Genomic DNA, 23,327 nt, shown 5'->3' on the forward strand with positions numbered 1-23,327 from the left:
TCCCTTCATCTATTGCTCAAGGCTGCATCTTCTCCAGCTATATACCCAGAAGACCACGCCCATTGGAGGTTAAAGCCTCCACAATCGCCATCAATATCTAATAATTCTCCGACAACATATAAACCCTTAACTAATTTAGATTCTAATGTCTTGGAATCTACCTGTTCAACATCTATGCCACCCGCAGTCACCTGAGCATGCTTCCAGTCTTGAGTGCCTATAGCTTTAAGCTTCCAATTTTTCAGCAAATATGCTATTGCTTCAATTTCCTTTATATTTACCTGCGAGGAGATTTTTTGAATATTATCTATACCTGCTTCCTTAAGTATTACAGGAATAAGTCTTTTATTAATAAGTCCTACAAAATTAAATTGTAAAGATTTTTGAGGCTGATATGCCAGCCTTAGCTGCAATAATTCCTCCAAGTCTTTTGTTAAAAGCTGAGGAAAAAGGTCTAATATTATGTATGGAATATTTTTCTTTATTAGCTCCTCAGAAACACCTCTACTCAACTGTAGTATTGGAGGACCAGATATTCCGTATTCAGTAAATAAAATTTCTCCACCCTCAACCCGTATAAGTTTGTCACCCTCCATAAGTGAGGCTTCACCTATAAATTTCACACCCTTTAATTGCTTGAGAAATGTAGCTTGAAGCTTCAATTGGACTAATGCAGGAATCGGTTCAATCAAACGATGTCCAAGGTCCTTTAAAAGCTTATACCCACCACCGTTTGATCCCAGTTGTGGGCTTGCCATACCACCTGTAGCTACAATAACCTTATCTCCCTTAATTTTACTTCCATCCTTAATAGTTATCTCAAAGCTCTGATTTTTTATTTTGATTTCTACAACTTCTTTTTCACATTCTTCCTTTACCCCTAGCTGCTGAAGCTCATACCTTAGTACATCCAATACACTGGTGGCTTGATCAGAGTATGGATATACCTTTCCCCCTTCTTCTGTTTTGCATTTAATTCCTAAAAAATCAAAGAAGTTCATAGTTTGCTCTACATCAAATTGCCCCAATGCACCAAAGGCAAATTTGGGATTTTTCCCGTGGAATCGTCTGATATCCATATGTATATTTGTTAAGTTGCATCTTCCATTGCCTGTTGCAAGGATTTTTTTACCAACTCTATTTAAGCCTTCAAGAATAATTACCTCTACTCCATTTTTAGCGGCTGCTACTGCTGCCATTAAACCAGCAGCTCCACCTCCGATTATTAGTATTCTTCGTCCCTTTTTCATAATAAAGCTCCTTATTAATAAATTATAAAGTATCATATGAAAGCTATACTCTTAATACTTTAACCCATTTTACCGAAGCTATTCAGTCACTATCCTCCGGCCCTCATAAACTGCTTTCTAAGGTTAGCCACAACCTCTAATAATATGTCTTCATCACCATAGAAATGCAGCTCAACTTCCACTAATTTTATAGACCCAACATTACAGTAGCTAGAAAGCATTTTTACATTCCAATTTTGTGAATGAAATATATATTCTTCTTTTTCTACACAGCCTTTTTCTTCAAAATAGTCCTTAAATTCGTCTGGGGATATCCCCCGCATTGTCAGTTGCATAGTTGATCTCATTATTTACCTCCATAAACATCCTTTACCCCCTTAATTTAATATTAATACATACCTTTGTCAATGGCTTTATAAATTGCAGATAATAAAATAATAAGAGAGCAAGTATTAGTTGCTCTCCCTTAAGTATAAGAATTTTAATTGACATGCAGCACTTCTACCTCTCCACTAAATATGGTTAAGCGATTTGTTCCATTCCCGAATTGAAGTTCTCCTAATACTTGATTATGGGTGTCGCTTTTTTCCGTTTGCCAATTTGCATTTCCTCTTAGCCAGTCCCTCCCATTTACTAAAGCTTCAATCGACAGATCCAGCTGATTGGTTGTCCTAACTATAATTCTTCCTTGTGTATCAATAGCCCATTTCCCATCAATTATACCTGCATCAATATCTATTTGTGGCCGATAACCTCTGCCTCTATTTATTTCAACATCAACATTTGATGGTAGGCATAGTGTATAGCTAAAGAAGCTTACACCCCCATTAAAATCTGTCATACCAGCCATTTCATTGAAGGAAACATAGAGGGTATCACCTACCTGATTAGTTACTAATTCTGATTTATTTATTATATCATCAGCCATATCCTTTGATAATGTATAAACCTCACCCTGCCCCCATAAAATCACTCGATTTTCTTCGCCACTTTTTATCTGTACATTATAACGTGGTGATTCTAAAACAATTTTTTTCACTTCGGAATCTACTTGCACCTCTTGTCTATTCATTTCTACCATATAGTTTCTACTGGATACCATTTCTGTAAGCTTAGGAACAATACCTATTGTAGTTAATGTATAGACAAGTGTACTGAAAATAAATATAAATATTATCAAAACTATACTGAAGACATCGTATTTTATTACAGGCCCATCTTCCTTTGATAAAAATAGATATGTTAATATTTCTAGTCCAAGTATTATTAGAATAATAGGCCACCATTTTAATAAATTGGAGGCAATATCATTGCCACCCACCATTGAAATTATTAAAATTATGCCTAAAGCAATAAGGATAATTCCCATAGAAAATGTACCTACTCTCCATTGTCGCATGACTCATTGCCTCCCTTGCTACTGTTCTTACTTCCAAGGAGTAGTTTTATACCTCCTAAAATAAATAGTATAGCAAGAACCGCTGTTTCTAGATATCTAGCAATCCCCCAGGAAATGTATGTTGATACCAATGGTAAAGCTACTCGTTGAAATATTAAAACGCAGCCGATAAAGATTAATCCATAAGCCAAAAGCTTATTCTTATTCCATGAGGTTGTTACCTCCCCCTTTAGCCATGAAAATAATAAAATGTCTCCATCAATTCTTTTTTCTGGATCTGATAATTTATGTAGAGCATCAAAAAAGCTATAAAACCAGATAATAGGTACTGCAAACATGAATATACTTATTCTTATAAAGTCTGTTAAAAACATTGGTAAAAAGAAGAGAGTCATTAATTCTATTCCTTGCCGCTGTAAACCCATATACATGTGGGCTACCCCAGGAAGAAAGGATAAAAATACACCAAAGGTTTTATTTATTTTCATTTTTTCACTCCTTTAATTTATCGTTTATATTATCAATGATATCTAAGGTACTGTTCATAAGCCTAGTTGACCATCCATTGGAGGCCGTAGTTTCTATTTTTTTTGTTGAATAAACAAAGCTGGACATAATTTTAGGCATGCCACTACCGATCAAGTCAAAGGCGCCACTGGCCATTAATGCTAGGGTTAAGCCGGCAGCTATTGTATAATTTCTTAAGAACTTTTTTCTTTCATATTTTTTAACGTTTTCATATTTGCTTCCAATGGCCTTTTTAATTACAATATCTGTGAATTCAGGTGAGATATCTTGTTGGTAATCATCTCGAGAGCTTAATTCCTCTAGATATATTTCTAAACAACTATCACAGACTAATAAGTGCTCCTCCATATTTTGTCTTTCTTCGTCACTATTTAAATTCAAAGTATAATCTCTCCAGTGCTGTTGTTGGTAATGCTCCAATTTATCCACCCTCCTTCCAATTGTCTCTCAAAAGTTTTTTTGCTCTATACAGCCTAGATTCAACTGTCCTTATACTTATGCCTTCCTCTTCAGCAATTTCCTTATAGTTCATAGATTGAATATAGTATTTGTGAAGAATATTCCCATATTTATGTGGAATTCTACTACAGATATCTTTAAGTCTTTTTATTTCTTCCCTTCTTACAACTTCATCCTCTATGGTATGTATTGTTTCATTTAGATTTTTTTGCACTTGCTGATATTTTATTTGACCTGTCAATTCTTTATTCTTCTTCCTATTCCAGTCTATTGCTTTATTGACTGCAATTCTTCCAAGCCAAGTCTTTAACCCTTGATTTTTATATGTGGCAAGGGAGCTATATGCTTGAATAAAGGCTTCCTGCGATAGATTCTCTGTTTCTTCTGGGTTTCTAGTGATATTATAAATGATTGCAAATACATATTTCTTATACTTTTCTACAATTTGTCGAAATGCTTGATGCTCTCCCTGTAAAACACTTTTTACAATTTGGTCATCCAATTTCTAAGCTCCCCTCCCTTCTGCCTTATATAATAGACGAATTTAGTTCAAAAAACCCTGCATTTTTTTTAAAATTTTTTAGAGGATTTATCATAATGAATGTAATCATAATGATAAATCCTCATTTATAGGCCCTATAATATAAATCTTGTTTTACTACCTGTCCTACTGGGTTGAACCTCTAGTCTGACCCCAATTCTTTCCTTCAGCTCCGGTACATGTGATATAATTCCTACTAGTCTTCCTGAATTTTGCAATTCCATTAATGCTCCAATGGCTCCGTCAAGGGACTCCGAGTCAAGGGTACCAAAGCCTTCATCTATAAAGATTGTATCAAGGCTAATGCCTCCAGTATAGGACTGAACTACATCCGATAACCCCAATGCCAGTGCCAAGGATGCTTTAAAACCTTCTCCCCCCGATAGAGTCTTTACATGCCGAGTCTTTCCTGTATAATGGTCATAAACCTCCAGCTCCAACCCACTTTGGGCATTACTTCTGGCCCGCTGATCAGTTCTATTTAGCTCGTATCTCCCTGAGGTCATAGGGACTAATCGATTGTTGGCAGCTGATAAAACATTCTCTAAGAAAGCTGCCAGAACATATCTCTCAAAGGTTAGTCCCTCTGTATTATTGCCTTTTGCTATTTCTGACAAATGTCCTATATAGCTATAGTCTTGCTCTACCCCTAAAATTAGCTTCTCAAATTCTTCTATATCCTTTGATATTTGATTATTTCTCTCAATTTTAGCATAAAGCTTTGTTCTGCTGGAGTTCATTTCCTCTAATTCCTCTTTTAGTACATTATATTCTTTGTCTAAATTGTCAAGCTCTACTAAGGTTAGTCCTGCAGTCTCCATTGTTATTTGAATATATCGATCAGAGATAGATTTTAATCTTTCCTGGTAGCTTTGAATTTCCTCCTCTAAAGCTTCTATTTCATCCTTTGTTGATTTATACTTCTGATACTCTGCTTTATCAATGAAGCCAGCCTTCATAACCTCCATATCAAATTTTTCTTTAGCATCATTTAGAAATGATAATGCCTCTTTAAAGGCACTTTCCACCGCTGTTTTTTCAGCTATTACCCTCTCCATCTTTAGCTTTGAATCATGATATTTATTTTCTAACTCCTCCAGTAGCTTTACACGTTTATAGTAGGTGCTGGAAACTTCATCAATTTTAGCCAATAAAATTTCCTGTATCAGAAGCTCCTTAGGTATTTCCTGTGTAATGGCTTCTAATAAAGCCCTTTCTCTATTAAAGGTATTTGAAGCAACCGAATACTGATTTTCTGTATTTTCTAAGCTTTTTTCGGTTACTGATGCTTCTTTATTTACTTCTTCATTCCTTATCTCTAATTCCTTCATCTTATTTTTTTCTTTCTCAAGCTGTCTCACTTCTAGAGATAATTTATCTTGCTCTATTTGCTGAGTAAGTACTTTTTCTTGTAAAAATATCTCCAGTGGCCTACCTTCACCCTCAACAGGTTCATCCTCTAGTAGAACCTTTAATTCTCCTTTTAAATTATTTATAATTGCTATTTGAACCTCTTTTCTTCCTGATGCTTTCGTATAGTCTTCGGTACGCATTTTATATTGCTTCTCCAATTGACTCAGCTGATCTCTTTTCTCCTTTAGCTCCTCCGAGGATGGTATGCCCTCTTGTAGTTGAGCTAAGCTAGGATGCTGCTGGGAGCCACAAACCGGACACAAATCACCTTGTTGCAAGTCCTTAGCAAGGAGTCCAGCCTGACCCTTGTACCATTCTTCTTGCATTTCATTATAGGTACTTTCTGCTATTTCAAGATATTCTTCAACCCTTTTACTTTCTTCCTGTGCTACTAAGTATTCTTTTTCTATCTCTTCTAGCTTCTGGTTTTCCTGCAAGGTTTGCTTTAATTTCTTTAAGACAAGCTGTAGGCTATCCAGTTTATTTTTCATTATTATATAGCAGTTTTGAGCTTTTCGTGAGGTTTCTAGCTCTTCGGCGATTATCTTGGCCTCTGCCTTTAAAGCTATCAATTTATCAGTAAGCCTCTTCTTTTCCTTTGCTAGCCTATTGAATTCATCTTCATATTTAAGCATACTATTTTTTTTAACGAGGTAGCTTTCAACTCTTTTCTTATACTCATTTAACTGCAATAGACGATTATTTAGCTCCAGTCGCTCTACCTCCTTATCCTTCTCTAGATAATAATTTTTTGCCGCCCCTTCTAGAGTATTACTACAAAGCTTTACCTTCCCACTAACCTCTTGAAGCTTCTGTTTTTTATTAAGAACTAGCCTCTCCTTTTCAAGATAGCCTTCCTCAAGCCATAAAATTTCTGCTGCTTTTTTATTACTTTGAAGCATGTTTTTCTTTATAAAAATACTGTCCCTTTGGTTATCTAATTGTTTTTTTTCATATTCTAGCTTTAGCCTCTCTTGAAGCTTTCTATTATTATCTTCAGCTTTAATTCTTTCCTTTTGCTTTTCACCTAATAGCTTGTCCTTACCCTCAATATCCTTCAACATCTGCAATATTTTCTCTTCATCTTTTTGAATTTCCTTACATAATTCTATTTTTAATTCTGATCTATTAATATCTACTGCTCCTATCAATTCCAATAACTCTATATTACTGTCAGCTTCAATTTTTTTGATTATGTCTAGTAACCTATTTTTAAGATGGAGAGCCTCAGTTTTTAAGCTTTTTGCTTTTTCATTTAATTTTACCTCCACCAGCTTATAAATTTCTGTATTAAAGATTTTTTGCATTATTTTTTCCCGCTCTTTACTATCGGATGTTAATAGTCTGCGGAAATCCCCCTGAGGAATCATCATTATTTGTCGAAACTGATCACAGGTAATTCCCATAATTTCATTCATCTTTTCATTTACATTTTTAACTCCGGTTATAACTTGGCTATCTTCTTCCCATATTTTTAGCTCTGCCTCCGGTAAATGTTCAGTTATACCTTCTCCTCTACTTTTTCTCTTTTCCTGTCGTGGAGTTCTTTTTATTGTATATCGTTTATTTCTTAACTGAAATTCTAATTCAACATAGGTTAATTTATCTATATCAGCCCACTGACTTCTAAGATTCTCACCATCCCGCTCTTGACCACTTGCTTCACCATAAATCCCATAGCTAATACCATCGAATATAGTTGTTTTACCGCTACCTGTTGGGCCAGTAATTAGGAAAATGTTACGACCCTCTAGCTTTGTAAAATCGATTATTTCTGTATCTGCATATGGCCCAAAGGCTGTCATGGTCAGCTTAATTGGTCGCATTCTATTTCCCCCTTTCTTCCTTTTCAATATCCGAAAGTACATCTATCAATATTTCTTTATAGTCATCCTTAAAGCTGTCTCCTTCCATAGCTTCATAAAACTCTCTAAAAAGCTCCAGCTTACTTTTCCTATGATAGTCTGAACCCATCTTTCCATTGGTTTGTCTTATTCCCTTCAGTTGACTTCTTTCTAATCTTAAAACGTTGGGATATACCCCCCTTAGCTTACCTATAGCATCTAGCAGTTCTCCTTCATCTAATAATGTTACCATTACATAATCATCAATATTAGTATCTTTATAAATTGCTGGGTCAGTTAACTGCAGAAGCTTTCCCTGGATCTTTCTCATATCACGCTTAGGGGTTAAGGATACTTTCCTTATTTCAGTCCCTCCGGCCTTGTCCATTTCAACTACTGTAACAGATTTCTTTTGTCGAGCTTCAGAAAATGAGTATTTTAACAGTGACCCTGGGTACCTGATTTTATCAACAGCTACTTTTTGCGGACTATGGAGATGCCCCAAAGCCGTATAATTGAAATCCATGAAAGCCGTTACATCAATATACTCACTCCCACCAATAGATAGGGGCCGTTCTGATTCACTGGTTTCTAATGATTCTCCACCAATTACAAATCCATGGGCTATAATTACATTTCTTTGTCCTGGGTTCATGTCGGATTTAACCTGATTTATTATTGCCTTCATGGCTGAGTCGTGGTTATTAATTGTCGAATCATCCATAAGTTCTCGAACAATTGCCGGATCGGCATAGGGAATGGGGTGAAAATTCACTGGTCCAAACTCATCCTCTAACACTACTGACTTAATATTTTTTGTTAGCTTGCCTTCAATGTATAATCCTTTATTTCTTAATATTTTACTACCAAAGCCCAATCTATCGGGGCTATCATGATTTCCTGATATGGCAATAATTGGAGTGTTAAGTTCTATTAAAATGGTTGAAAAGACTTCATCCAAAAGCTCTACTGCCTCCACCGGTGGTACCGAACGATCATAAATATCTCCAGCAATTATTATTGCATGTGGTTTTTCTTCAGCCACTACACGAATAAAATCTTGAAGGATAAATCGTTGATCCTCTGTCATATGTATTTGATGGACCAGCTTTCCAATATGCCAGTCTCCTGTATGTATAAATTTCATTTTTGTTCCCTCCTAAACCTTCTATCTTACTATACATAGTATATTGTACCATGAATTCACCCACTGATTTCTATAGTTGGAATAAAAGAAATAATATCTTAATTATATAATCATAATGAAGGGAATACTAAGACTGAATCTTAATGGGTGTAGAAAAAACTATATCTAATCGGAGGGAATTTAGAAATGGGAAAGGCCTCATATATGAAGCTTCTAGAAAATAATACATTTAAGAAAAGGGTGGATAAACTAAAAAGCATGCTTAATAATTGTGTGTTATGTCCCCACCAATGTAGTGTAGATAGAATTAAGGGTGAGGCTGGCTTTTGTAAAACCTTAACTCACCCAGTGGTTTCTGGAGCTGAAGCCCATTATGGTGAAGAAAAAGAACTGGTGGGACGTCATGGCTCTGGGACAATTTTCTTTTCCCATTGTAACCTAAAATGTGTTTTCTGTCAGAATTACGAAATTAGTCATTGTGGTGAAGGTAATGAAATCAGTGTGGAGCAACTGGCGGAGGTAATGCTATATCTTCAAAAAAGAAAATGTCATAATATCAACTTAGTATCTCCAGGCCATATAATCCCTCAAATAGTAGAAGCTATATATTTAGCTGCTAATGAAGGCCTTACTTTACCTATTGTATATAATACAAATGGTTATGACCTTACAGATACCTTAATGCTTTTAGAAGATATTATTGACATATATATGCCTGATTTAAAATTTTCAGATGATACTCTAGCTGAAAAATACCTAGGTGTAAAGCAATACTATTCTATTGCCACAGCTGCAATTAAAGAAATGTTTCATCAGGTTGGCAACCTTAAAACAGATGGAAACAATATTGCCTATAGAGGACTAATGATTCGTCATTTAGTAATGCCGGAAAATATTGCAAGTACTGATAAAATTATGGGATTTATAGCTAACCATATATCTAAGGATACTTATATAAATGTTATGTCTCAATATTATCCTGCCTATAGATCCCATGATTATAAAGAGTTATCACAAAATATTACTAGGCAGGATTTCCAACAGGCTCTTAAATCTGCTAAAGAGGCTGGTCTGACAAATTCAAGGGGGTTTTAGAGATTAAATTCTCTAACCAGACTGTTAATTGCTTTATAATTTTCTTGCTCTTTAATATAAAATGTTATATTTGTATCAGTTGATGTTATAGTTTTATAATTTATATCATTATCTCTAAGTGTTTTAAATATTTTGGTGAAAACTTCCGCTTGATTTTTCAGCCCATCTCCAACGACTGATAACTGGGTTAAATTACTATTACTTTTAATCTTCAATCCCTTGAGCCTCTTTTTTAGTTTATCCTCTACCTTTTCAATGATTGATGTATATTCCTTTGTAGATGTTAGAAACACACTAATTTTTTCATCATCCTCTAATACTGTATGGACTGAAATCAGCTCTACTCCCATTCCTTCAAAACCATCTATTACATTCAATACTTCGTCTGCTGTTATATTGCTTAATTTAATACTAATCAGGTCTTGCCTCAAGGCTATTCCTACTATACTATTTTCCTCCACTAAATCTCGCCTCCTTATAAAAGTTCCAACTTCTGTTCCATCACTTTTTGCTATATAAATAGGTACGTCAAATTTTTTTGCCAGCGCCGCTGCTCTTTTATCTAATACCTTGGCACCTAGTTTAGCCATTTCTATCATTTCATCATAGCTAATAACCTCATGCTTTCTAGCAGACGGGAAGATGTTAGGGTCAATTGTATATACACCATTCACATCAGTATATATTTCGCAGGGACAACTAAATTTTGCAGCAAGGGCTACAGCAGTTGTATCAGACCCACCCCTACCCAGGGTTGTTAAGTCACCTAAATCATTTATACCTTGGAATCCCGCTACTACAACAATTTTATACTGTTGTAGTAGTTCATAAATTTTGTCATAGTTTATCTCAAAAATCCTACTATTACAGTTATCACCTACAGTATTAATACCTGCTTGAAATCCTGTTAATGATATTGCGCTATGACCATATTCCTGAATCGCCATTGTGAGTAATGCAATAGACTGCTGTTCACCAGTTGTTAATAAAGCATCTATTTCTCTTTTTGATGGATTGTTGGATATTTGCTTAGTAATATCCAACAGTTTATTTGTAGTGTTACCCATGGCTGATACTACAACAATAATGAGCTTACCTGTCTCTCTACTACTTATTATCTTTTTTGCGATTTCTTTAATTCGATCTATTGAACCTACTGATGTTCCACCATATTTTTGAACAACAATTTCTGGCATTTTAGCATTATATACATTACTCATCGATTCTTGCATAGAAGCATCCCTCAACATATTTATTTAATGATTTTTCAAATTTCTGTATTTCATTAGGAGTAGTCTCTTTAGTTAGTAATGTAAGTTCTCCTTTAGAGCTATTGATTTTAGTATCAATTAAGTTCTCATCAATATACTTTAATGCTTCCTCATCAGTAACTTCACCGAGAAGGTTTATGCGAATATAATATCTTCCTGATAGCTGGCATGAAGTAGTATTAGTAGCTAGATCATTATTATCACAAATCTCTTTTGGATATGCACAGGTAATAATATCTAAAATATCACTTAAAACAGCTCCTGCTGTAGGAAATTTACCTGCTCCCTGGCCGTAAAACTGTAGCTCCCCTAATGGTGCTCCATTAAGTGCTATCAGGTTAAATGCACCATTTACACCAGCAAGCATAGATTTTTCTTTTATTAAAACTGGTTCAACAGAAGCAGCTATTTGATTGGCTCTTTTGATGGCTTTTCCTAATAGTTTGACTGTAAAACCCATTTCTTTAAAATTATCTATGTCACCTTTACTAATGGAGCTAATACCACGAGAATAGATGCTATCATCATTTATACTATTATTAAAGGCAATAGATGAAAGTATGGCTAACTTGCGGGCAGTGTCGTAGCCTTCAACATCATCAGTGGGGTCAGCCTCTGCATAGCCTAGGCTTTGAGCCAGTGATAGGGATTCATCAAAGCTCATGCTTTCATCTATCATTTTAGATAGAATAAAGTTCGATGTGCCATTTATAATGCCCTTTATTTCATCTACTTGGCTCATGTTCTTATACTGTCTTAAGGGTTTGATTATTGGAATTCCACCACCAACACTGGCTTCGTAGAGTAATGCACTATTGCTTGTTTTTGATAATGAGGTGAGCTCCTTCATATGCTTTGCTATAACTGCCTTGTTTGCCGTAACCACATGCTTACCATTATTCAATGCATATTTTATGTATGTATAGGCATCAGTTACACCACCAATAACCTCAACAATAATGTTAATGGTTGGATCGTCTAATATTTCATAGGGATTTAGAGTTAATATCCCCTTCTCCAATTCAACCTCTCTAATCTTACTAACATTATTAACTAGTATTTTAGATATCTCAACCTCTTCACCAATTAAAGCCTTTAGATCATTTCTATTTTCACTAATTAACTGATAGACACCAGTACCCACAGTCCCTAACCCTAACAATCCAATTTTAATCATTTCAAATCCTCCTTCAATAGATTAATATTTTTGCAGCCTTCATTACTAATTCTCTACATTAAAAAAACTACTTCATAGAAAATAAGAAGTAGTTTTATAGACGACAAATTCCTTCATCGACATAACCTACATCTTATCTCTCAGCTTTTACGCTGCAGGAATTGGCACATTTCCAACTACTGTAATATAGTTGGCTGTTGCCGGGCTTCATTGGGCCAGTCCCTCCACCTCTCTTGATAAGAATGCTAATATGAATTTTGAAAAATAAAAAAACCTTCTAAGCACACCGCTAAGAAGGTTATATTGGCTTATTTGCCTCCTTATCGATGTTAGCAGAACCACCTTGCTTTTTAAGTAGGTTGGCGCAGGGTCAACGAGCTAACTCTCTACCCTAACTCTTGATAAGATATAATTATTTGATGATTATTATTATTCTACTCAAACTAAAATAATACTTAAAAAATATATTAATCTATATATATAATTTTGTCAACAAAAAATTATTTATTTCAAATAGCAAAAACAAATAAACCCAGCAATGTTCATAACAAAATGCTGGGTTTTTGAAGCACAAAATGTTAGTTTTGTAATTAATGATGCTTCATGAATGTAGCACAATCTGTTTCTTCTGTATTACTTGCATTTCTCGGCTGAACTTCGATTCTTTCAGCAGCACAGTGGTCACCAGACATATAATAATGACAAGTATTTACCACACACTTAATACCTTGATTAGGATGATCCATTTTATTAACTCTCATCAAATATCCTCCCTATCAAATTTATTTTTTAACGATTATATTATTTGTACTATTAGGGAAAAATATTCACTGAAAAATAGAAAGTTTGAAATAAATATCAAGGTGACGTTTTAATAAATCTTCCAGTTTATTTTATTTCAAGTATTTTTGCGCCTCTTCTTTATTGCTGTTAATTCCTTATCTATTTCTAACATCAAAATATCTTCATCAAGGGAAAGAATTTCACATGCTTTTCCAACCATTTCTTCTATTAGCTCCATTTTCAATGTTGTCCATGGTGGATCATAGGTAGCTATAAAGGCACAAAGCTTACCAATATCTTCTTCTTTTTTTCCTTCACAACAATTTTCAAAGTCTACACCGACTAAAGAATCACCAAATATGAAATTTCGTAAGTGTATATCCTTTAGAATTAAGTTTTTTCCTCTAATAATCTTTGTATACTGATAAAAGTTTTTTAACCAAAATAATAAATCCCCTGTCAAATACTTCTTAACCTTATACTGCATCAACCTTCCTTCTTCACTGTTCACTTCTGATTCATACAATACATCGGCTAATGTTTTTCCCTCAATATATTCCATTATAATACATTTTTCTTCTACACGAAATACCCGTGGAACAGACAACCCATACCTGTGGAGTTCTGTTAAAAGATGCACTTCATTTTCAAAATTTAAATGTGATTGCAAGTATTTTTTCACAATTAAACCTTTATTAAAATTTGTATTATCTTCAATGCAAGTAACTTTATACACTTCATTTTTTTTACTTTGAAATTTTTTATCAACAGTATAACAAGTAATATTTGTGCTTTTTTCAAAAGCTTCGTGGGGGAACATCACTACTCTCCTATCTTTACAATTATCTTATGATCCTTTTGATATCCCTGTAGCTCTTTGACAACTCCAATAACAGAGTTATAAAGAATATTTTGAACAAATGGTACCATTGGAATATCATTGTCGTTAATGGTTAGCTTTATATTACTTTGAGAAATTGAGCAATCCTCTCGCTTTGCTTCTCCTCTTATTATTTTTTCTGTCAACTCATTACAACTATATCCACATGAACTACAGCATTCCTCAAGAAATTGAGGTAATTTTTCGAATACCTTTTCCTCAATTAAGTCAACCAGTTTTTCAATATCTGTTATGGAACTTATTATAGGAATACCTTTATACTCATTAATTTCATTTGAAACCCTTCCAGATATTGCAAATACGGTTCGATCTAATCTTTCCTCTATTTCTTCTATGTTGTGGGCAGTTATTATTTTGGGAACATTACTATCTGTAACTCCCTCTAAAACAACATAATCATGCTGATAAAACTTTAAGATTTCTTCCACCGAAAGCCTTCTGGGAAATAAAATATCCGTCTCATAATAGCCTCTAGCAGTTACCAGTTCTGCCCCTGCCCTTTTATGTCTAGATGTATTACTACCTTCATCATCTATAGCAAATTCTTCATAATGGATTTCCTTTACACTTCCAACCGAATACCTTCTTTTTTTTAGTTCTTTAATTATATTTTCAATTGTTGTTGTTTTTCCAGACTGAGTGATACCAAAAACAGAGAATACCTTCATTTTTATCCTCCTTTATGTATTAATATAGGTAAACTTTTATAATGGCAAATGCACCAAGTAAAAAAACAGCTATTATAAGATAATCAGCCTTGACCATTTTCAGCTTCTTAAAGCTTGCTCTTGTTGGATAAATACCAAAGCCTTTACTTTCCATTGCTACTGAAAGTTGTTTAGACTTCATAAGTGTACTTGCCACAACAGGCATCAAAACATATGAATATATCTTGATTCTCTTACGAATTGGTATTCTATCCAATTCTATTCCCCTCAGCTGTATAGCTGTAACAGTATCCTTTATTTCTTCAATAAAAAGCGGAAGAAATCTTATTGCTATGGAAACCATAAATGCTATCTCGTATGGTATTTTCCATTGTATTAATCCTTGTACTATTTCACGGGGACTAGAAGTAGATACTATTGAAGCAGATATTACTATAATGCACATCCGTAGGCCCAACTGAAGCCCTTTAGTTATTCCCTCCACAGTGAATATAGTAACATTCGCAACTCTAATAATAGGTGTTCCAGAGGAGAATACGCTTTGTATTACAATGATTGCTATAAAAACCCAAATTAGTTTTTTTAGTTTTTTTACAAGCATTAAGGGATTATTGCCTAAAGCATAAGTTATAGTAAAGGTTATTAATAGAATCCCTAAAAGTAAGGTTATGTCTCTAATAAAAACAGCTAAGCTAGAAATTATAATAACAGCTGTTAATTTTGTTCGAGGGTCTATTTTATTTTCTCTTATCTGCAATTACATTCCCCCCCACTATGTCAATAATTCGAGTTGATAAATTTTGAATAAATTCATCATCATGACTAATTACTGCCATTCCAACTCCCCTTTTGGATAGTTCCTTTAAAATGCTAGATAATTGTCCTTTTCTTTCAATATCGAGTCCAGTAGTTGGTTCATCTAGGATAAGAAATGAGGGTTCATTAATAAGTATACCCGCTAAAGCTAGCCGTTGTTTCTCTCCTTGACTTAAGGTGAAGGGAAACTGGTTTCGAAGATGACTTAGCTGAAATATTTCCATCATTTCCTGAGCCTTCATTGTTACCTGTTGTTTTTCTACACCTTTAAATATTAAAGAGAAGGTAATATCTTCTTCGACGGTGGGTGCAAATATTTGCCTCTCTGGATTTTGAAACAAATAACCTATCTTTTTTCCAACAGCACCTAGCTTTAGATCTTTGCTATTTGTTCCATCAATAAGGATATCACCCCTTGATGGTTTAAAAATACCTGCCATAAGCTTGCCAAGAGTAGTTTTGCCCCCACCATTTGGTCCAGTAAATGCAGTAAAATCCTCCTTAAATAATTCCAGTGATATATTTTTTATTATATCTTGATTATCTTTATAACCAAAACAAACATTACTTAACTTTATAAATCCCAGAAGTATCACCTCATTATAAGCTTCCTTTAAATTCTTGGAGTTTTCCATTCTTTAATACCATTACTCTATCGGTAATATCTAAATTAGTCATATCATGTTCTATCATAATTATGGTTTTGCCTTGTTTTTTTAAGGCTTCAATTTTATTTTTTATCGATGTTCTACCAGCCTTATCAACCTGCGCCATTGCCTCATCAAAAATAAAGATTTCTGGCTCCAGGCTTAGTACAGATGCTAAAGCCACAAGTTGTTTTTGACCTCCAGACAGATGATTTGGATTACTAAGTCTATAATTCTCCATACCTACAACCTTTAGAGCATCATCTATTCTTTGAATAATCACATCAGTTTCTAAGCATAAATTTTCAGGACCAAAGGCAACTTCATCTTCAACTGTGGGAGAAAATAGTTGAGTATCAGGATCCTGAAATACAATCCCTATTTTTTTAATAATATCTACTCTTTTTAAATCTTTAAGTGATCTTCCATCTAAAAGAATATCACCTCTTAGATCACCCTTATATGAATTGTGTAGTATACCACTTATGCAATGACATAGGGTGCTTTTACCATTACCACTTAAGCCAACAATTGCTAGAATCTCTCCCTTTTTCACCTTCAGATTAATCCCCTTCAGTGTTTCTTCCTCTTTATTTAAATATCTGAAGTGTAGGTCCCTAACCTCTATTGAGTATATCACTGCAATTCTACCTCTACTACAAATTTAGCCCATCTTTGACTAAAGGGATCTTTTCTAATTATTACCTGATATGGACCACTACCTCCTTCTTCTTTAGTTCCAAGGGGTTCTCCATTTCTTTCGTAAGCGATATATACATTATCATCATCTAGAACCTCCTCCACCGTAAGAGCCACAGTATATCCATCAACAGACCTTACAATTACTTGTTTTTTCTCTTCAAAGCTTACATTTGCAGAATTAAGAATAGCCTTCAGGGGCACACCCTTATACTGATGCTCAACAGGATCCTTCCCACTGCTTTTAAGGTTTGCTACAAATGTCTCTTCTCCAAGTAACTGAATCAGTGTAAAATCAAGTTTCATACCTTCATTGCCAGCTTCCTTTATAGATAGCTCTGCATTTTCTATCATTACTGCCTTGTCCTTAATAGTTCCTCGATTAATATATGCAGTTAAGGCTATTAGCCCTATCAAAAAAAGAATGGTAATTAAGACCTTTTTATTCATTTCCTAATCCTCCTTCAATAATTAAATAGGGTACAACCATATCTTTTACCATAAATGCTCCATGGCTACCTCCTTCTTCTGTCGAATGCATACCATGGTCCGATGTAATAATTACTTTACCCTGCCAGCTATTAACTATATCTTCTACATATTTATCTATAGTCATAATAATATTCATTGTTTCTGGATGAATATCTCCATTGCTATGACCATATATATCTATGGCTTTAAAATGTATCAACATTAAATCGTAACCTTTATTTATTTCACTTAACGCCCTTTCATAAACCTCATCATCAGCTATACTGTTATTATTTGTATCCATATTCAAAATTGGATTTATTTCTGTATTTAGCACATTCAATGTTCCTTGAATTAAAGCTGCTCTTTTATCTAACTCCAAGGCAGCTCCAAATATGGTCGGTACCTTAAGCTCTCTTTGATTCCTTGAATAAACACCATTTAATGCTGGTGGCTCACCTGTTATCATTGCAGCAAACCCTGCATTGGTGACGGGTCTATAAACAGATGTAGCTTTTTCAGCCTTTGGTAGAGATTTGAAGAAGGGTGCATAACCATTATCCATTGCCTCAATATATTGATGGTAACCAAGGCCATCAATATAGAATATTAAAACTTTTTCACCTCGATTTATATAGTGTAAAGCATCATGATAGGTATCCATAATACTTACCAATGGAGGATCTATAAATATACCCTTTATATCACTGATTTTTTCTTTGCTGCCAACATCAACATAATTCATTTTGTTTTCCTTAAGCTCAATGTACCCATTGATGTCTACATAGCCATAGTCTCCCTTTGCTCCCATTGTCAGTAGCCTTGAATTTTGAGATAGGTCTACTAAATCCTTTATTCTTTTTATTTTTTTTGTTGTATATACTGATGAGTCATATCTGTTTCCATTTTTTTCAACTGTTGATGTTCCTTCAAAATTATGTAAAACATCATATCCTTGTAGATATAACTGACCCACAGTAATATTTAGAATATTTCCATCAACATTTATTATATTTAACCCATCCTTCCAATTACTCTCTGTCGAAACCACAACTATTTCCTTCACCATTTTTATATTACTACTGATTGGGTGACTTTTATTTACAAACTCCCAGCCGTATATATCTGAAAAGGTAATTGAACAATCATCTATTTTATCAATTTTAGATATAAGACCATCACCACCAACCAATAATACCTCAAAATCTTCTACAATAGGCACTGCTGCCTCAATGATATGCTCTAAGCTAAAAAAGTCCATTGTTATACCTCTATGCTCCATTTTATGTAGAGGAAAATCATGCTTATCATCTATAGTAATAACCTGTTTCACATCTCCAACAACCATAAAGGTTGGGAAGTAACCTTGAGCTTTACTTGAACCTTCTACATTTTTTCCCAAGAATAACCCAATAAATAAACTCACCACCAATAACATTGCTATTCCTAGTTGATTTTTAAAATTCATTTTGTCACTCCTCATTTATTTTACCTCAACCATGAAACCGCTAAAATACCATATAAAATTTATAATTCACGATTAATAACATTGAATTTTTTAAACTGCTTTATAATATTGAAGGCAATTATGCCCCCAATTCCCCCTGAAAGAGCTGCACTGCTTAAGCTCAATATTAAAGGTACTAATGGTAGCTGAAAAAAAACAATGTTTACTAGAAATGTACCACTTATATTGGCGGCGATTCCAGCGAGAAAACAACAACCCAAGCAGCATCCCCTATGTCTTGTTATTAATAAAACTAAATCTACTGCAACTCCTGGTAATAAATATGTTATTAGGCTTAAAATACCATGGGTTCCAAAAACACCTATAGCCACCACCATGATTGCCTGTACAAGCGCAATCAAAGTGGCGGTTCCCCTTTTCCCTACCAGACCTGCTCCCAAAACCAACCAAAGCATATAGAAACCACCTGCAATAACACCACCTGGTATATACAGTGGCCCTGTAATAATATGGGCTAATGGAACGACTACAGGTTTAATGGCAATTCCCAGTGAAGCCATCATAGCAATTACTACCAAATCAAATACTGAAAATCTACTTAAAAATCTTTCCTTTGGCATTTTATACCTCCGTATTAATATTACTCCATAGCTTCAATTGAAAGTAATCCTTTAATTCTAGTATTCTTTGGTAGTCCATCAAATAGAGTTCTTAATTCTCCTTCTTTTCCTATATATACTATTCCCTTTTCAAGATCTGCAGCCTCTACCTCTACACTATATCCGTCTATAGCTGTGAATATATAGATACTTCCTTCCTTTAATCTCATTTCGTCTGCTATTACTTTTATTGATATTCCCTCTTGATCTTCAACAGCAACTGCCTGAAAAACTGATTCACCACTAATTAGGCTGCAAAATCCATATTTTCCTTGGGAGAAATGCAAAATATTTTTAACATACATTCCCTTTGGAATATCAGGTGATAAAAACATTGGGTTATCTTCGCCAGTTATCTTTATATAACCATCTTTAAAAATTGTTAATGTTTCATTTTTCTCTAGTCCATCTGCTGCCTTTATATATACATCTGCATCTTCGTTGCCAGCAAACTCTTCTATTAAATCCTTAGCCTTAACAGCATAGTCAACACTATCATAATAGGTATATTCTTCTTGTGGAATAAGGGTAGTGGCTGCTTCAAGAAACACAACTGATTCAACTGTAGATTTTTCAATAGCTTCAAGCACTTCAATGGCACTTAAATTCCTAACCCAATACATTGCTCGTTCTTCTGGAACAATTACTCTAATTGGTTGACTTTTTTCATCTAAAGGCTCCCCATCTATTTCATAGGCAAGTATAATATCTCTTGCATTTACCACCTCTTTAGGAACCTCCATTGAATAACCATCACCTGCTACCAATCTTATTGCCTCTAGGCTTTTCTGAGAATGACCTAAGTCCTTAAGAACATCCTCCAATAGACATCCTGTAGCTTTAAATTGATTTTCATTTCCGCTGGAATTAACTGAAACTACTTCCTTAGTGACTTTATTATAGCCCTTTAGCTTTTTAACCGTAATTTCAATATCTTCAGCCCCTAAGCCCGCTATTATAATTATTTCGTTTCCTGCCGCTTCGGCACCATTGGAGTCTCCATCTGTTGGAGTAGAAACATCAGTACATCCTGTTAATAATAACCCTAGTATTATAGCAATACATATAAGTGTGCTCAGTTTTTTCATTGTAATTCCCCCTCTTTTATCATTTGGAAATTTTCTATGCAGCTATTAACAGCATTAATTACTGCCTCACTGGTTACTGTAGCACCAGTAATAATTGATACTTCTTCTGGATTTTTTGTAGCAATTTTGGCAGCCACCAACTGTTTATTGGTTTTTTTACCAATGAACCTGTCAAGAAACCAAGATTCTGTTACATATCCACCATAGGAAGCCGTTTCAGTATGCTCTAGGACCATAACCTTGGCTAATGAATTGTTTGTAACACTAATTACCACTAGCAAATGAATCGTGTCTTTATATCCTTCTCCTTCAGCCAGTTGAATTATTACTTCCTCTCCTGTACTTCTTTTCACATGGTATACATAAGTAATATTGTCGGTTTTATATTTTGCTAAATTGTAAGCTTCATCTCCCTCCATTAGTTCTTCTTGAATTATAGCTGGTACCTTTCCACTATAAGTGCTAGTACATCCAATCAAAAATATTGTTGTAAGAAATATAATAGTATAGTATAAAGATTTGATAAGTCGATACCCCCTTTTCAATTATGTATTTTTAATATGCTTTCCTAAAATAATTATTTAGCTCTTTGATATAAAGCAAGAAAAAAACAACAAAAAATAACTCCTTATAAAAAGGAGTCATTATCGTTAAAAAAAACGCCTAAGGGGCGTCTTCACATGCACTGACATCATTTGATATGATGTTATGGATGTACGACTCCTTTCCACAATGGGAGGCATAAAGGTTTCCCGATATACCCTATAGGCTTATCCTCCATAAAAACTTAAGTTTTGTTAGGAGTAATAAACTCGGAGATAATATTTAATTAAAGTTATATTATAAGTACATGATACATAATTAACCAATGGCTTGTCAATACTTTAACAAAATTAGAATTGTAATTAATATCCGCTTAGTATTTTTATAAGATTACCCTACAACTAAGTTTTTTCCAGAATTTTTAGCTGAGTATAGATTTTGATCAGCCCTATGTAAAAATGTGTCCACATCATCATTATATGTTAGTTCCACTACACCAAAGCTACAGCTAATATGCTCAACTTCATCAACCGGATTATCGAAAACAATAAGTCTTAATCTTTCTGTTATGTCAACAGCTTGCTCCACCTGTGTGTTTGGCATCAGAATTACAAATTCCTCTCCACCCCAACGGGCAAAAACATCTGTTTGTCTTAGATTTTTCAGTACAATATTGGTTATAGAAACTAAAACCTTATCTCCAATTAAATGTCCATACTTATCGTTGGTTTTTTTAAAATCGTCTATATCAAACATTACTAGCGACAATGGAGTATTATATCTATTGGAAATTTGGACCCATCTTTTTATCTCGTCATTAAATTTGGCTTTATTGTATATACCAGTTAATGCATCTGTCTCTGACATTTTTATTAGTGCTTTGCTATTTACATATTGTATTCTTCTTGATTCATTTATTTTATATGATGAAATACCAGTAAGAATAATCACCAGGGTTATATAAACAATGGATGCAGAGTATTCAGAAAAACTTATATCTCTAATTGTTATCTTAGAGAGTATGAAAAAGCTAATGCTTATAAATACTGATGCAAAAACCATATATTTGTACTTATTTGGTACTAAAAAAATAGATAATATAATAATTATTAGGCCCATTGATTGTATGAGGAAGTTGGGAGATTCATATTTATAAAACACAAAAAGAAATGATATTCCAATAATCATCTCGTAAATTGTAAACCAATAGGTCAATGATTGATAGTTTTCAACCAGCTTTACTCTTAAATAAAGAATTAGTACTAATACTAAAAAAGATACTCTATTTATTAAGATACTTTGTAGGGTTTTACTATCCTTAATTAAAAAATAATCAGGTATAATAAATAACAGGTACAATACTCCTAAAGCCAATAATATAGGTTTAATATACTTTATTGCGTTGGTCATTTCATAGTTTAAATATTCATCTTCTAGCACCTTATCTTTAAACTCACCAAAACATATAGAAGTGGTTTGTTTTTCTTCAGTATTCATCTTCCATCCTCCATAAAAGAAAACCAGAGAAACTCTGGTTTTTATATCTTTTATCTAGTATGTATTTTAGTCTAGATAATATTTAATAGTTTCTCCATTTTTACTATTCCAACAATAAGAATTGGTTCATAGTCATCTTTTCCACATTATAACATAATAAAACACCTAAACTAATATATATTTTCTTATACAACTATAAAAGATATTTATATGAGAGAAGTTACTTATCTATATATTTCTTTAATGTCTATTTCGTATAAATCCTTAGGTGACCCATCAAAAACTATTTTCCCTTTATTAATTCCAATAATTCTTTTAGAATATGCTCTTGCCAACTCTACTGTGTGGAGATTCATAACCATTGTTATACCTTGATTTTTATTAATATCCCATAATAGCTTCATTACCTCTTCTGCAGTTACTGGGTCTAAACTAGACACAGGCTCATCTCCCAAAAGCATTTTGGGTTGCTGTAAAAGGGCTCTAGCAATACCTACTCTCTGCTGTTGACCTCCACTTAAGGTTTTAACCTGCCTATTTGTAAAATTTATAAGTCCTACCTTTTCTAAAGCTGCTTCAGCCTCCATAATTTCATTGGACTTAAATTTCTTAAAAATAATCTTATTTGCAGAAAAGTAACCAAACCTTCCTGCTAAAACATTGGTTATTACATCCATTCTAGGGATTAGATTGTACTGTTGAAAAATCATAGCTATTTTTCTTCTATATAACCTAAGGTCTTCACCTTTAAGCTTTGTTATTTCCTTTTCTTCAAAGTATATATTTCCATCTGTTGGGTCTATTAGTCTATTGATACATCGAATAAGGGTAGATTTTCCTGAGCCACTTAAACCCAGTACAGAAATAAACTCTCCTTCTTTAATATCTAAATTAACCTTATCTAATGCATAGGCTTCGCCTTTATTATACTGTTTACTTAAATTCTCTAGCTTTAACTGCATT

General features: G+C 33.9%; 24 protein-coding genes and 3 riboswitches. Of the genes, 1 reads left to right on the top strand and 23 read right to left on the bottom strand.

Going from position 1 to position 23,327, the window contains the following annotated elements:
• Positions 1-5 precede the first annotated feature (5 nt).
• The 8 genes from BLP68_RS08245 to BLP68_RS08280 form a co-directional block, all read right to left on the bottom strand.
• Complete coding sequence (locus tag BLP68_RS08245; protein WP_091542294.1) at positions 6-1,250, bottom strand: BaiN/RdsA family NAD(P)/FAD-dependent oxidoreductase; 1,245 nt, start codon at positions 1,248-1,250, stop codon at positions 6-8.
• A gap of 89 nt (positions 1,251-1,339) precedes the next feature.
• Entirely contained in the window at positions 1,340-1,597 is a 258-nt protein-coding gene (locus tag BLP68_RS08250; protein ID WP_091542296.1) for a MoaD-like domain-containing protein, read from the bottom strand.
• Positions 1,598-1,731: 134 nt separating this feature from the next.
• Positions 1,732-2,649 (bottom strand): LiaF transmembrane domain-containing protein, encoded by a 918-nt coding sequence (locus tag BLP68_RS08255; protein ID WP_091542298.1) that lies wholly within the window; start codon positions 2,647-2,649, stop codon positions 1,732-1,734.
• Positions 2,631-3,137, bottom strand: coding sequence for a hypothetical protein (locus BLP68_RS08260; protein WP_091542300.1), 507 nt, complete (start codon positions 3,135-3,137; stop codon positions 2,631-2,633). Before BLP68_RS08260 ends, BLP68_RS08255 begins: the two co-directional genes overlap by 19 nt.
• Before the next feature lie 4 nt (positions 3,138-3,141).
• Positions 3,142-3,597 (bottom strand): hypothetical protein, encoded by a 456-nt coding sequence (locus BLP68_RS08265; RefSeq protein ID WP_091542302.1) that lies wholly within the window; start codon positions 3,595-3,597, stop codon positions 3,142-3,144.
• 1 nt (position 3,598) lies between these two features.
• Positions 3,599-4,138, bottom strand: coding sequence for an RNA polymerase sigma factor (locus BLP68_RS08270; RefSeq protein WP_091542304.1), 540 nt, complete (start codon positions 4,136-4,138; stop codon positions 3,599-3,601).
• A 134-nt stretch (positions 4,139-4,272) separates the two neighbouring features.
• Positions 4,273-7,416, bottom strand: a complete 3,144-nt coding sequence (locus BLP68_RS08275; RefSeq protein ID WP_176758933.1) for an AAA family ATPase — start codon at positions 7,414-7,416, stop codon at positions 4,273-4,275.
• A gap of 1 nt (position 7,417) precedes the next feature.
• Entirely contained in the window at positions 7,418-8,581 is a 1,164-nt protein-coding gene (locus BLP68_RS08280; RefSeq protein WP_091542309.1) for an exonuclease SbcCD subunit D, read from the bottom strand.
• A gap of 186 nt (positions 8,582-8,767) precedes the next feature.
• Between BLP68_RS08280 and BLP68_RS08285 the strand changes: the two genes are divergently transcribed.
• Positions 8,768-9,676, top strand: a complete 909-nt coding sequence (locus BLP68_RS08285) for a radical SAM protein (RefSeq protein ID WP_091542312.1) — start codon at positions 8,768-8,770, stop codon at positions 9,674-9,676.
• Here BLP68_RS08285 and BLP68_RS08290 read toward each other — a convergent pair.
• The 15 genes from BLP68_RS08290 to phnC form a co-directional block, all read right to left on the bottom strand.
• Positions 9,673-10,908: an aspartate kinase gene (locus BLP68_RS08290; RefSeq protein ID WP_176758934.1), complete on the bottom strand. Its 1,236-nt coding sequence runs from the start codon at positions 10,906-10,908 to the stop codon at positions 9,673-9,675. The genes BLP68_RS08285 and BLP68_RS08290 overlap by 4 nt on opposite strands.
• On the bottom strand, positions 10,889-12,124 hold the full coding sequence (locus BLP68_RS08295; protein ID WP_091542317.1) for a homoserine dehydrogenase: 1,236 nt from the start codon (positions 12,122-12,124) through the stop codon (positions 10,889-10,891). Before BLP68_RS08295 ends, BLP68_RS08290 begins: the two co-directional genes overlap by 20 nt.
• A gap of 130 nt (positions 12,125-12,254) precedes the next feature.
• Positions 12,255-12,367: riboswitch (SAM riboswitch) on the bottom strand.
• A 46-nt stretch (positions 12,368-12,413) separates the two neighbouring features.
• Positions 12,414-12,534: riboswitch (SAM-I-IV-variant riboswitch) on the bottom strand.
• A 180-nt stretch (positions 12,535-12,714) separates the two neighbouring features.
• Positions 12,715-12,885, bottom strand: a complete 171-nt coding sequence (locus tag BLP68_RS08300; RefSeq protein ID WP_091542320.1) for a DUF1540 domain-containing protein — start codon at positions 12,883-12,885, stop codon at positions 12,715-12,717.
• 137 nt (positions 12,886-13,022) lie between these two features.
• A complete protein-coding gene (locus tag BLP68_RS08305; protein ID WP_091542323.1) occupies positions 13,023-13,727 on the bottom strand; it encodes an RIO1 family regulatory kinase/ATPase domain-containing protein in 705 nt (234 codons plus the stop codon).
• Positions 13,728-13,729: 2 nt separating this feature from the next.
• A complete protein-coding gene (gene mobB, locus BLP68_RS08310; protein ID WP_091542325.1) occupies positions 13,730-14,476 on the bottom strand; it encodes a molybdopterin-guanine dinucleotide biosynthesis protein B in 747 nt (248 codons plus the stop codon).
• A 19-nt stretch (positions 14,477-14,495) separates the two neighbouring features.
• Positions 14,496-15,233, bottom strand: a complete 738-nt coding sequence (locus BLP68_RS08315) for an energy-coupling factor transporter transmembrane component T family protein (RefSeq protein WP_091542329.1) — start codon at positions 15,231-15,233, stop codon at positions 14,496-14,498.
• Positions 15,214-15,927: an energy-coupling factor ABC transporter ATP-binding protein gene (locus BLP68_RS08320; RefSeq protein ID WP_207647895.1), complete on the bottom strand. Its 714-nt coding sequence runs from the start codon at positions 15,925-15,927 to the stop codon at positions 15,214-15,216. Before BLP68_RS08320 ends, BLP68_RS08315 begins: the two co-directional genes overlap by 20 nt.
• Positions 15,893-16,579, bottom strand: coding sequence for an energy-coupling factor ABC transporter ATP-binding protein (locus BLP68_RS08325; RefSeq protein ID WP_091542332.1), 687 nt, complete (start codon positions 16,577-16,579; stop codon positions 15,893-15,895). The genes BLP68_RS08320 and BLP68_RS08325 overlap by 35 nt, the downstream gene beginning before the upstream one ends.
• On the bottom strand, positions 16,576-17,088 hold the full coding sequence (locus BLP68_RS08330; RefSeq protein ID WP_091542333.1) for a molybdopterin-dependent oxidoreductase: 513 nt from the start codon (positions 17,086-17,088) through the stop codon (positions 16,576-16,578). Before BLP68_RS08330 ends, BLP68_RS08325 begins: the two co-directional genes overlap by 4 nt.
• Positions 17,081-18,577: an alkaline phosphatase family protein gene (locus tag BLP68_RS08335; protein WP_176758935.1), complete on the bottom strand. Its 1,497-nt coding sequence runs from the start codon at positions 18,575-18,577 to the stop codon at positions 17,081-17,083. The genes BLP68_RS08330 and BLP68_RS08335 overlap by 8 nt, the downstream gene beginning before the upstream one ends.
• 59 nt (positions 18,578-18,636) lie before the next feature.
• Entirely contained in the window at positions 18,637-19,197 is a 561-nt protein-coding gene (locus BLP68_RS08340; protein ID WP_091542339.1) for an ECF transporter S component, read from the bottom strand.
• Positions 19,198-19,217: 20 nt separating this feature from the next.
• Positions 19,218-20,324: a molybdopterin-dependent oxidoreductase gene (locus BLP68_RS08345; RefSeq protein ID WP_091542341.1), complete on the bottom strand. Its 1,107-nt coding sequence runs from the start codon at positions 20,322-20,324 to the stop codon at positions 19,218-19,220.
• Positions 20,321-20,743 carry an FMN-binding protein gene (locus BLP68_RS08350; RefSeq protein ID WP_091542344.1) on the bottom strand — a complete coding sequence of 141 codons (423 nt, stop codon included), beginning with the start codon at positions 20,741-20,743 and terminating at the stop codon, positions 20,321-20,323. The genes BLP68_RS08345 and BLP68_RS08350 overlap by 4 nt, the downstream gene beginning before the upstream one ends.
• A 284-nt stretch (positions 20,744-21,027) precedes the next feature.
• Positions 21,028-21,154: riboswitch (molybdenum cofactor riboswitch) on the bottom strand.
• A 103-nt stretch (positions 21,155-21,257) separates the two neighbouring features.
• Entirely contained in the window at positions 21,258-22,364 is a 1,107-nt protein-coding gene (locus BLP68_RS08355) for a GGDEF domain-containing protein (RefSeq protein WP_091542348.1), read from the bottom strand.
• Positions 22,365-22,588: 224 nt separating this feature from the next.
• Positions 22,589-23,326 carry a phosphonate ABC transporter ATP-binding protein gene (phnC, locus tag BLP68_RS08360; RefSeq protein WP_091542352.1) on the bottom strand — a complete coding sequence of 246 codons (738 nt, stop codon included), beginning with the start codon at positions 23,324-23,326 and terminating at the stop codon, positions 22,589-22,591.
• Position 23,327 lies beyond the last annotated feature (1 nt).

The organism is Alkaliphilus peptidifermentans DSM 18978, from assembly GCF_900101495.1.
GTDB classification, from domain to species: domain Bacteria; phylum Bacillota; class Clostridia; order Peptostreptococcales; family Natronincolaceae; genus Alkaliphilus_C; species Alkaliphilus_C peptidifermentans.

Coding starts and splice junctions, on each gene's coding strand:
- BLP68_RS08245 (WP_091542294.1), bottom strand. CDS start 1,250: ATGAAAAAGGGACGAAGAATACTAATAATCGGAGGTGGAGCTGCTGGT.
- BLP68_RS08250 (WP_091542296.1), bottom strand. CDS start 1,597: ATGAGATCAACTATGCAACTGACAATGCGGGGGATATCCCCAGACGAA.
- BLP68_RS08255 (WP_091542298.1), bottom strand. CDS start 2,649: ATGCGACAATGGAGAGTAGGTACATTTTCTATGGGAATTATCCTTATT.
- BLP68_RS08260 (WP_091542300.1), bottom strand. CDS start 3,137: ATGAAAATAAATAAAACCTTTGGTGTATTTTTATCCTTTCTTCCTGGG.
- BLP68_RS08275 (WP_176758933.1), bottom strand. CDS start 7,416: ATGCGACCAATTAAGCTGACCATGACAGCCTTTGGGCCATATGCAGAT.
- BLP68_RS08280 (WP_091542309.1), bottom strand. CDS start 8,581: ATGAAATTTATACATACAGGAGACTGGCATATTGGAAAGCTGGTCCAT.
- BLP68_RS08285 (WP_091542312.1), top strand. CDS start 8,768: ATGGGAAAGGCCTCATATATGAAGCTTCTAGAAAATAATACATTTAAG.
- BLP68_RS08290 (WP_176758934.1), bottom strand. CDS start 10,908: ATGCAAGAATCGATGAGTAATGTATATAATGCTAAAATGCCAGAAATT.
- BLP68_RS08295 (WP_091542317.1), bottom strand. CDS start 12,124: ATGATTAAAATTGGATTGTTAGGGTTAGGGACTGTGGGTACTGGTGTC.
- BLP68_RS08300 (WP_091542320.1), bottom strand. CDS start 12,885: ATGAGAGTTAATAAAATGGATCATCCTAATCAAGGTATTAAGTGTGTG.
- BLP68_RS08305 (WP_091542323.1), bottom strand. CDS start 13,727: ATGTTCCCCCACGAAGCTTTTGAAAAAAGCACAAATATTACTTGTTAT.
- mobB (WP_091542325.1), bottom strand. CDS start 14,476: ATGAAGGTATTCTCTGTTTTTGGTATCACTCAGTCTGGAAAAACAACA.
- BLP68_RS08320 (WP_207647895.1), bottom strand. CDS start 15,927: ATGGAAAACTCCAAGAATTTAAAGGAAGCTTATAATGAGGTGATACTT.
- BLP68_RS08330 (WP_091542333.1), bottom strand. CDS start 17,088: ATGAATAAAAAGGTCTTAATTACCATTCTTTTTTTGATAGGGCTAATA.
- BLP68_RS08335 (WP_176758935.1), bottom strand. CDS start 18,577: ATGAATTTTAAAAATCAACTAGGAATAGCAATGTTATTGGTGGTGAGT.
- BLP68_RS08340 (WP_091542339.1), bottom strand. CDS start 19,197: ATGCCAAAGGAAAGATTTTTAAGTAGATTTTCAGTATTTGATTTGGTA.
- BLP68_RS08345 (WP_091542341.1), bottom strand. CDS start 20,324: ATGAAAAAACTGAGCACACTTATATGTATTGCTATAATACTAGGGTTA.
- BLP68_RS08350 (WP_091542344.1), bottom strand. CDS start 20,743: ATGGAGGGAGATGAAGCTTACAATTTAGCAAAATATAAAACCGACAAT.
- BLP68_RS08355 (WP_091542348.1), bottom strand. CDS start 22,364: ATGAATACTGAAGAAAAACAAACCACTTCTATATGTTTTGGTGAGTTT.
- phnC (WP_091542352.1), bottom strand. CDS start 23,326: ATGCAGTTAAAGCTAGAGAATTTAAGTAAACAGTATAATAAAGGCGAA.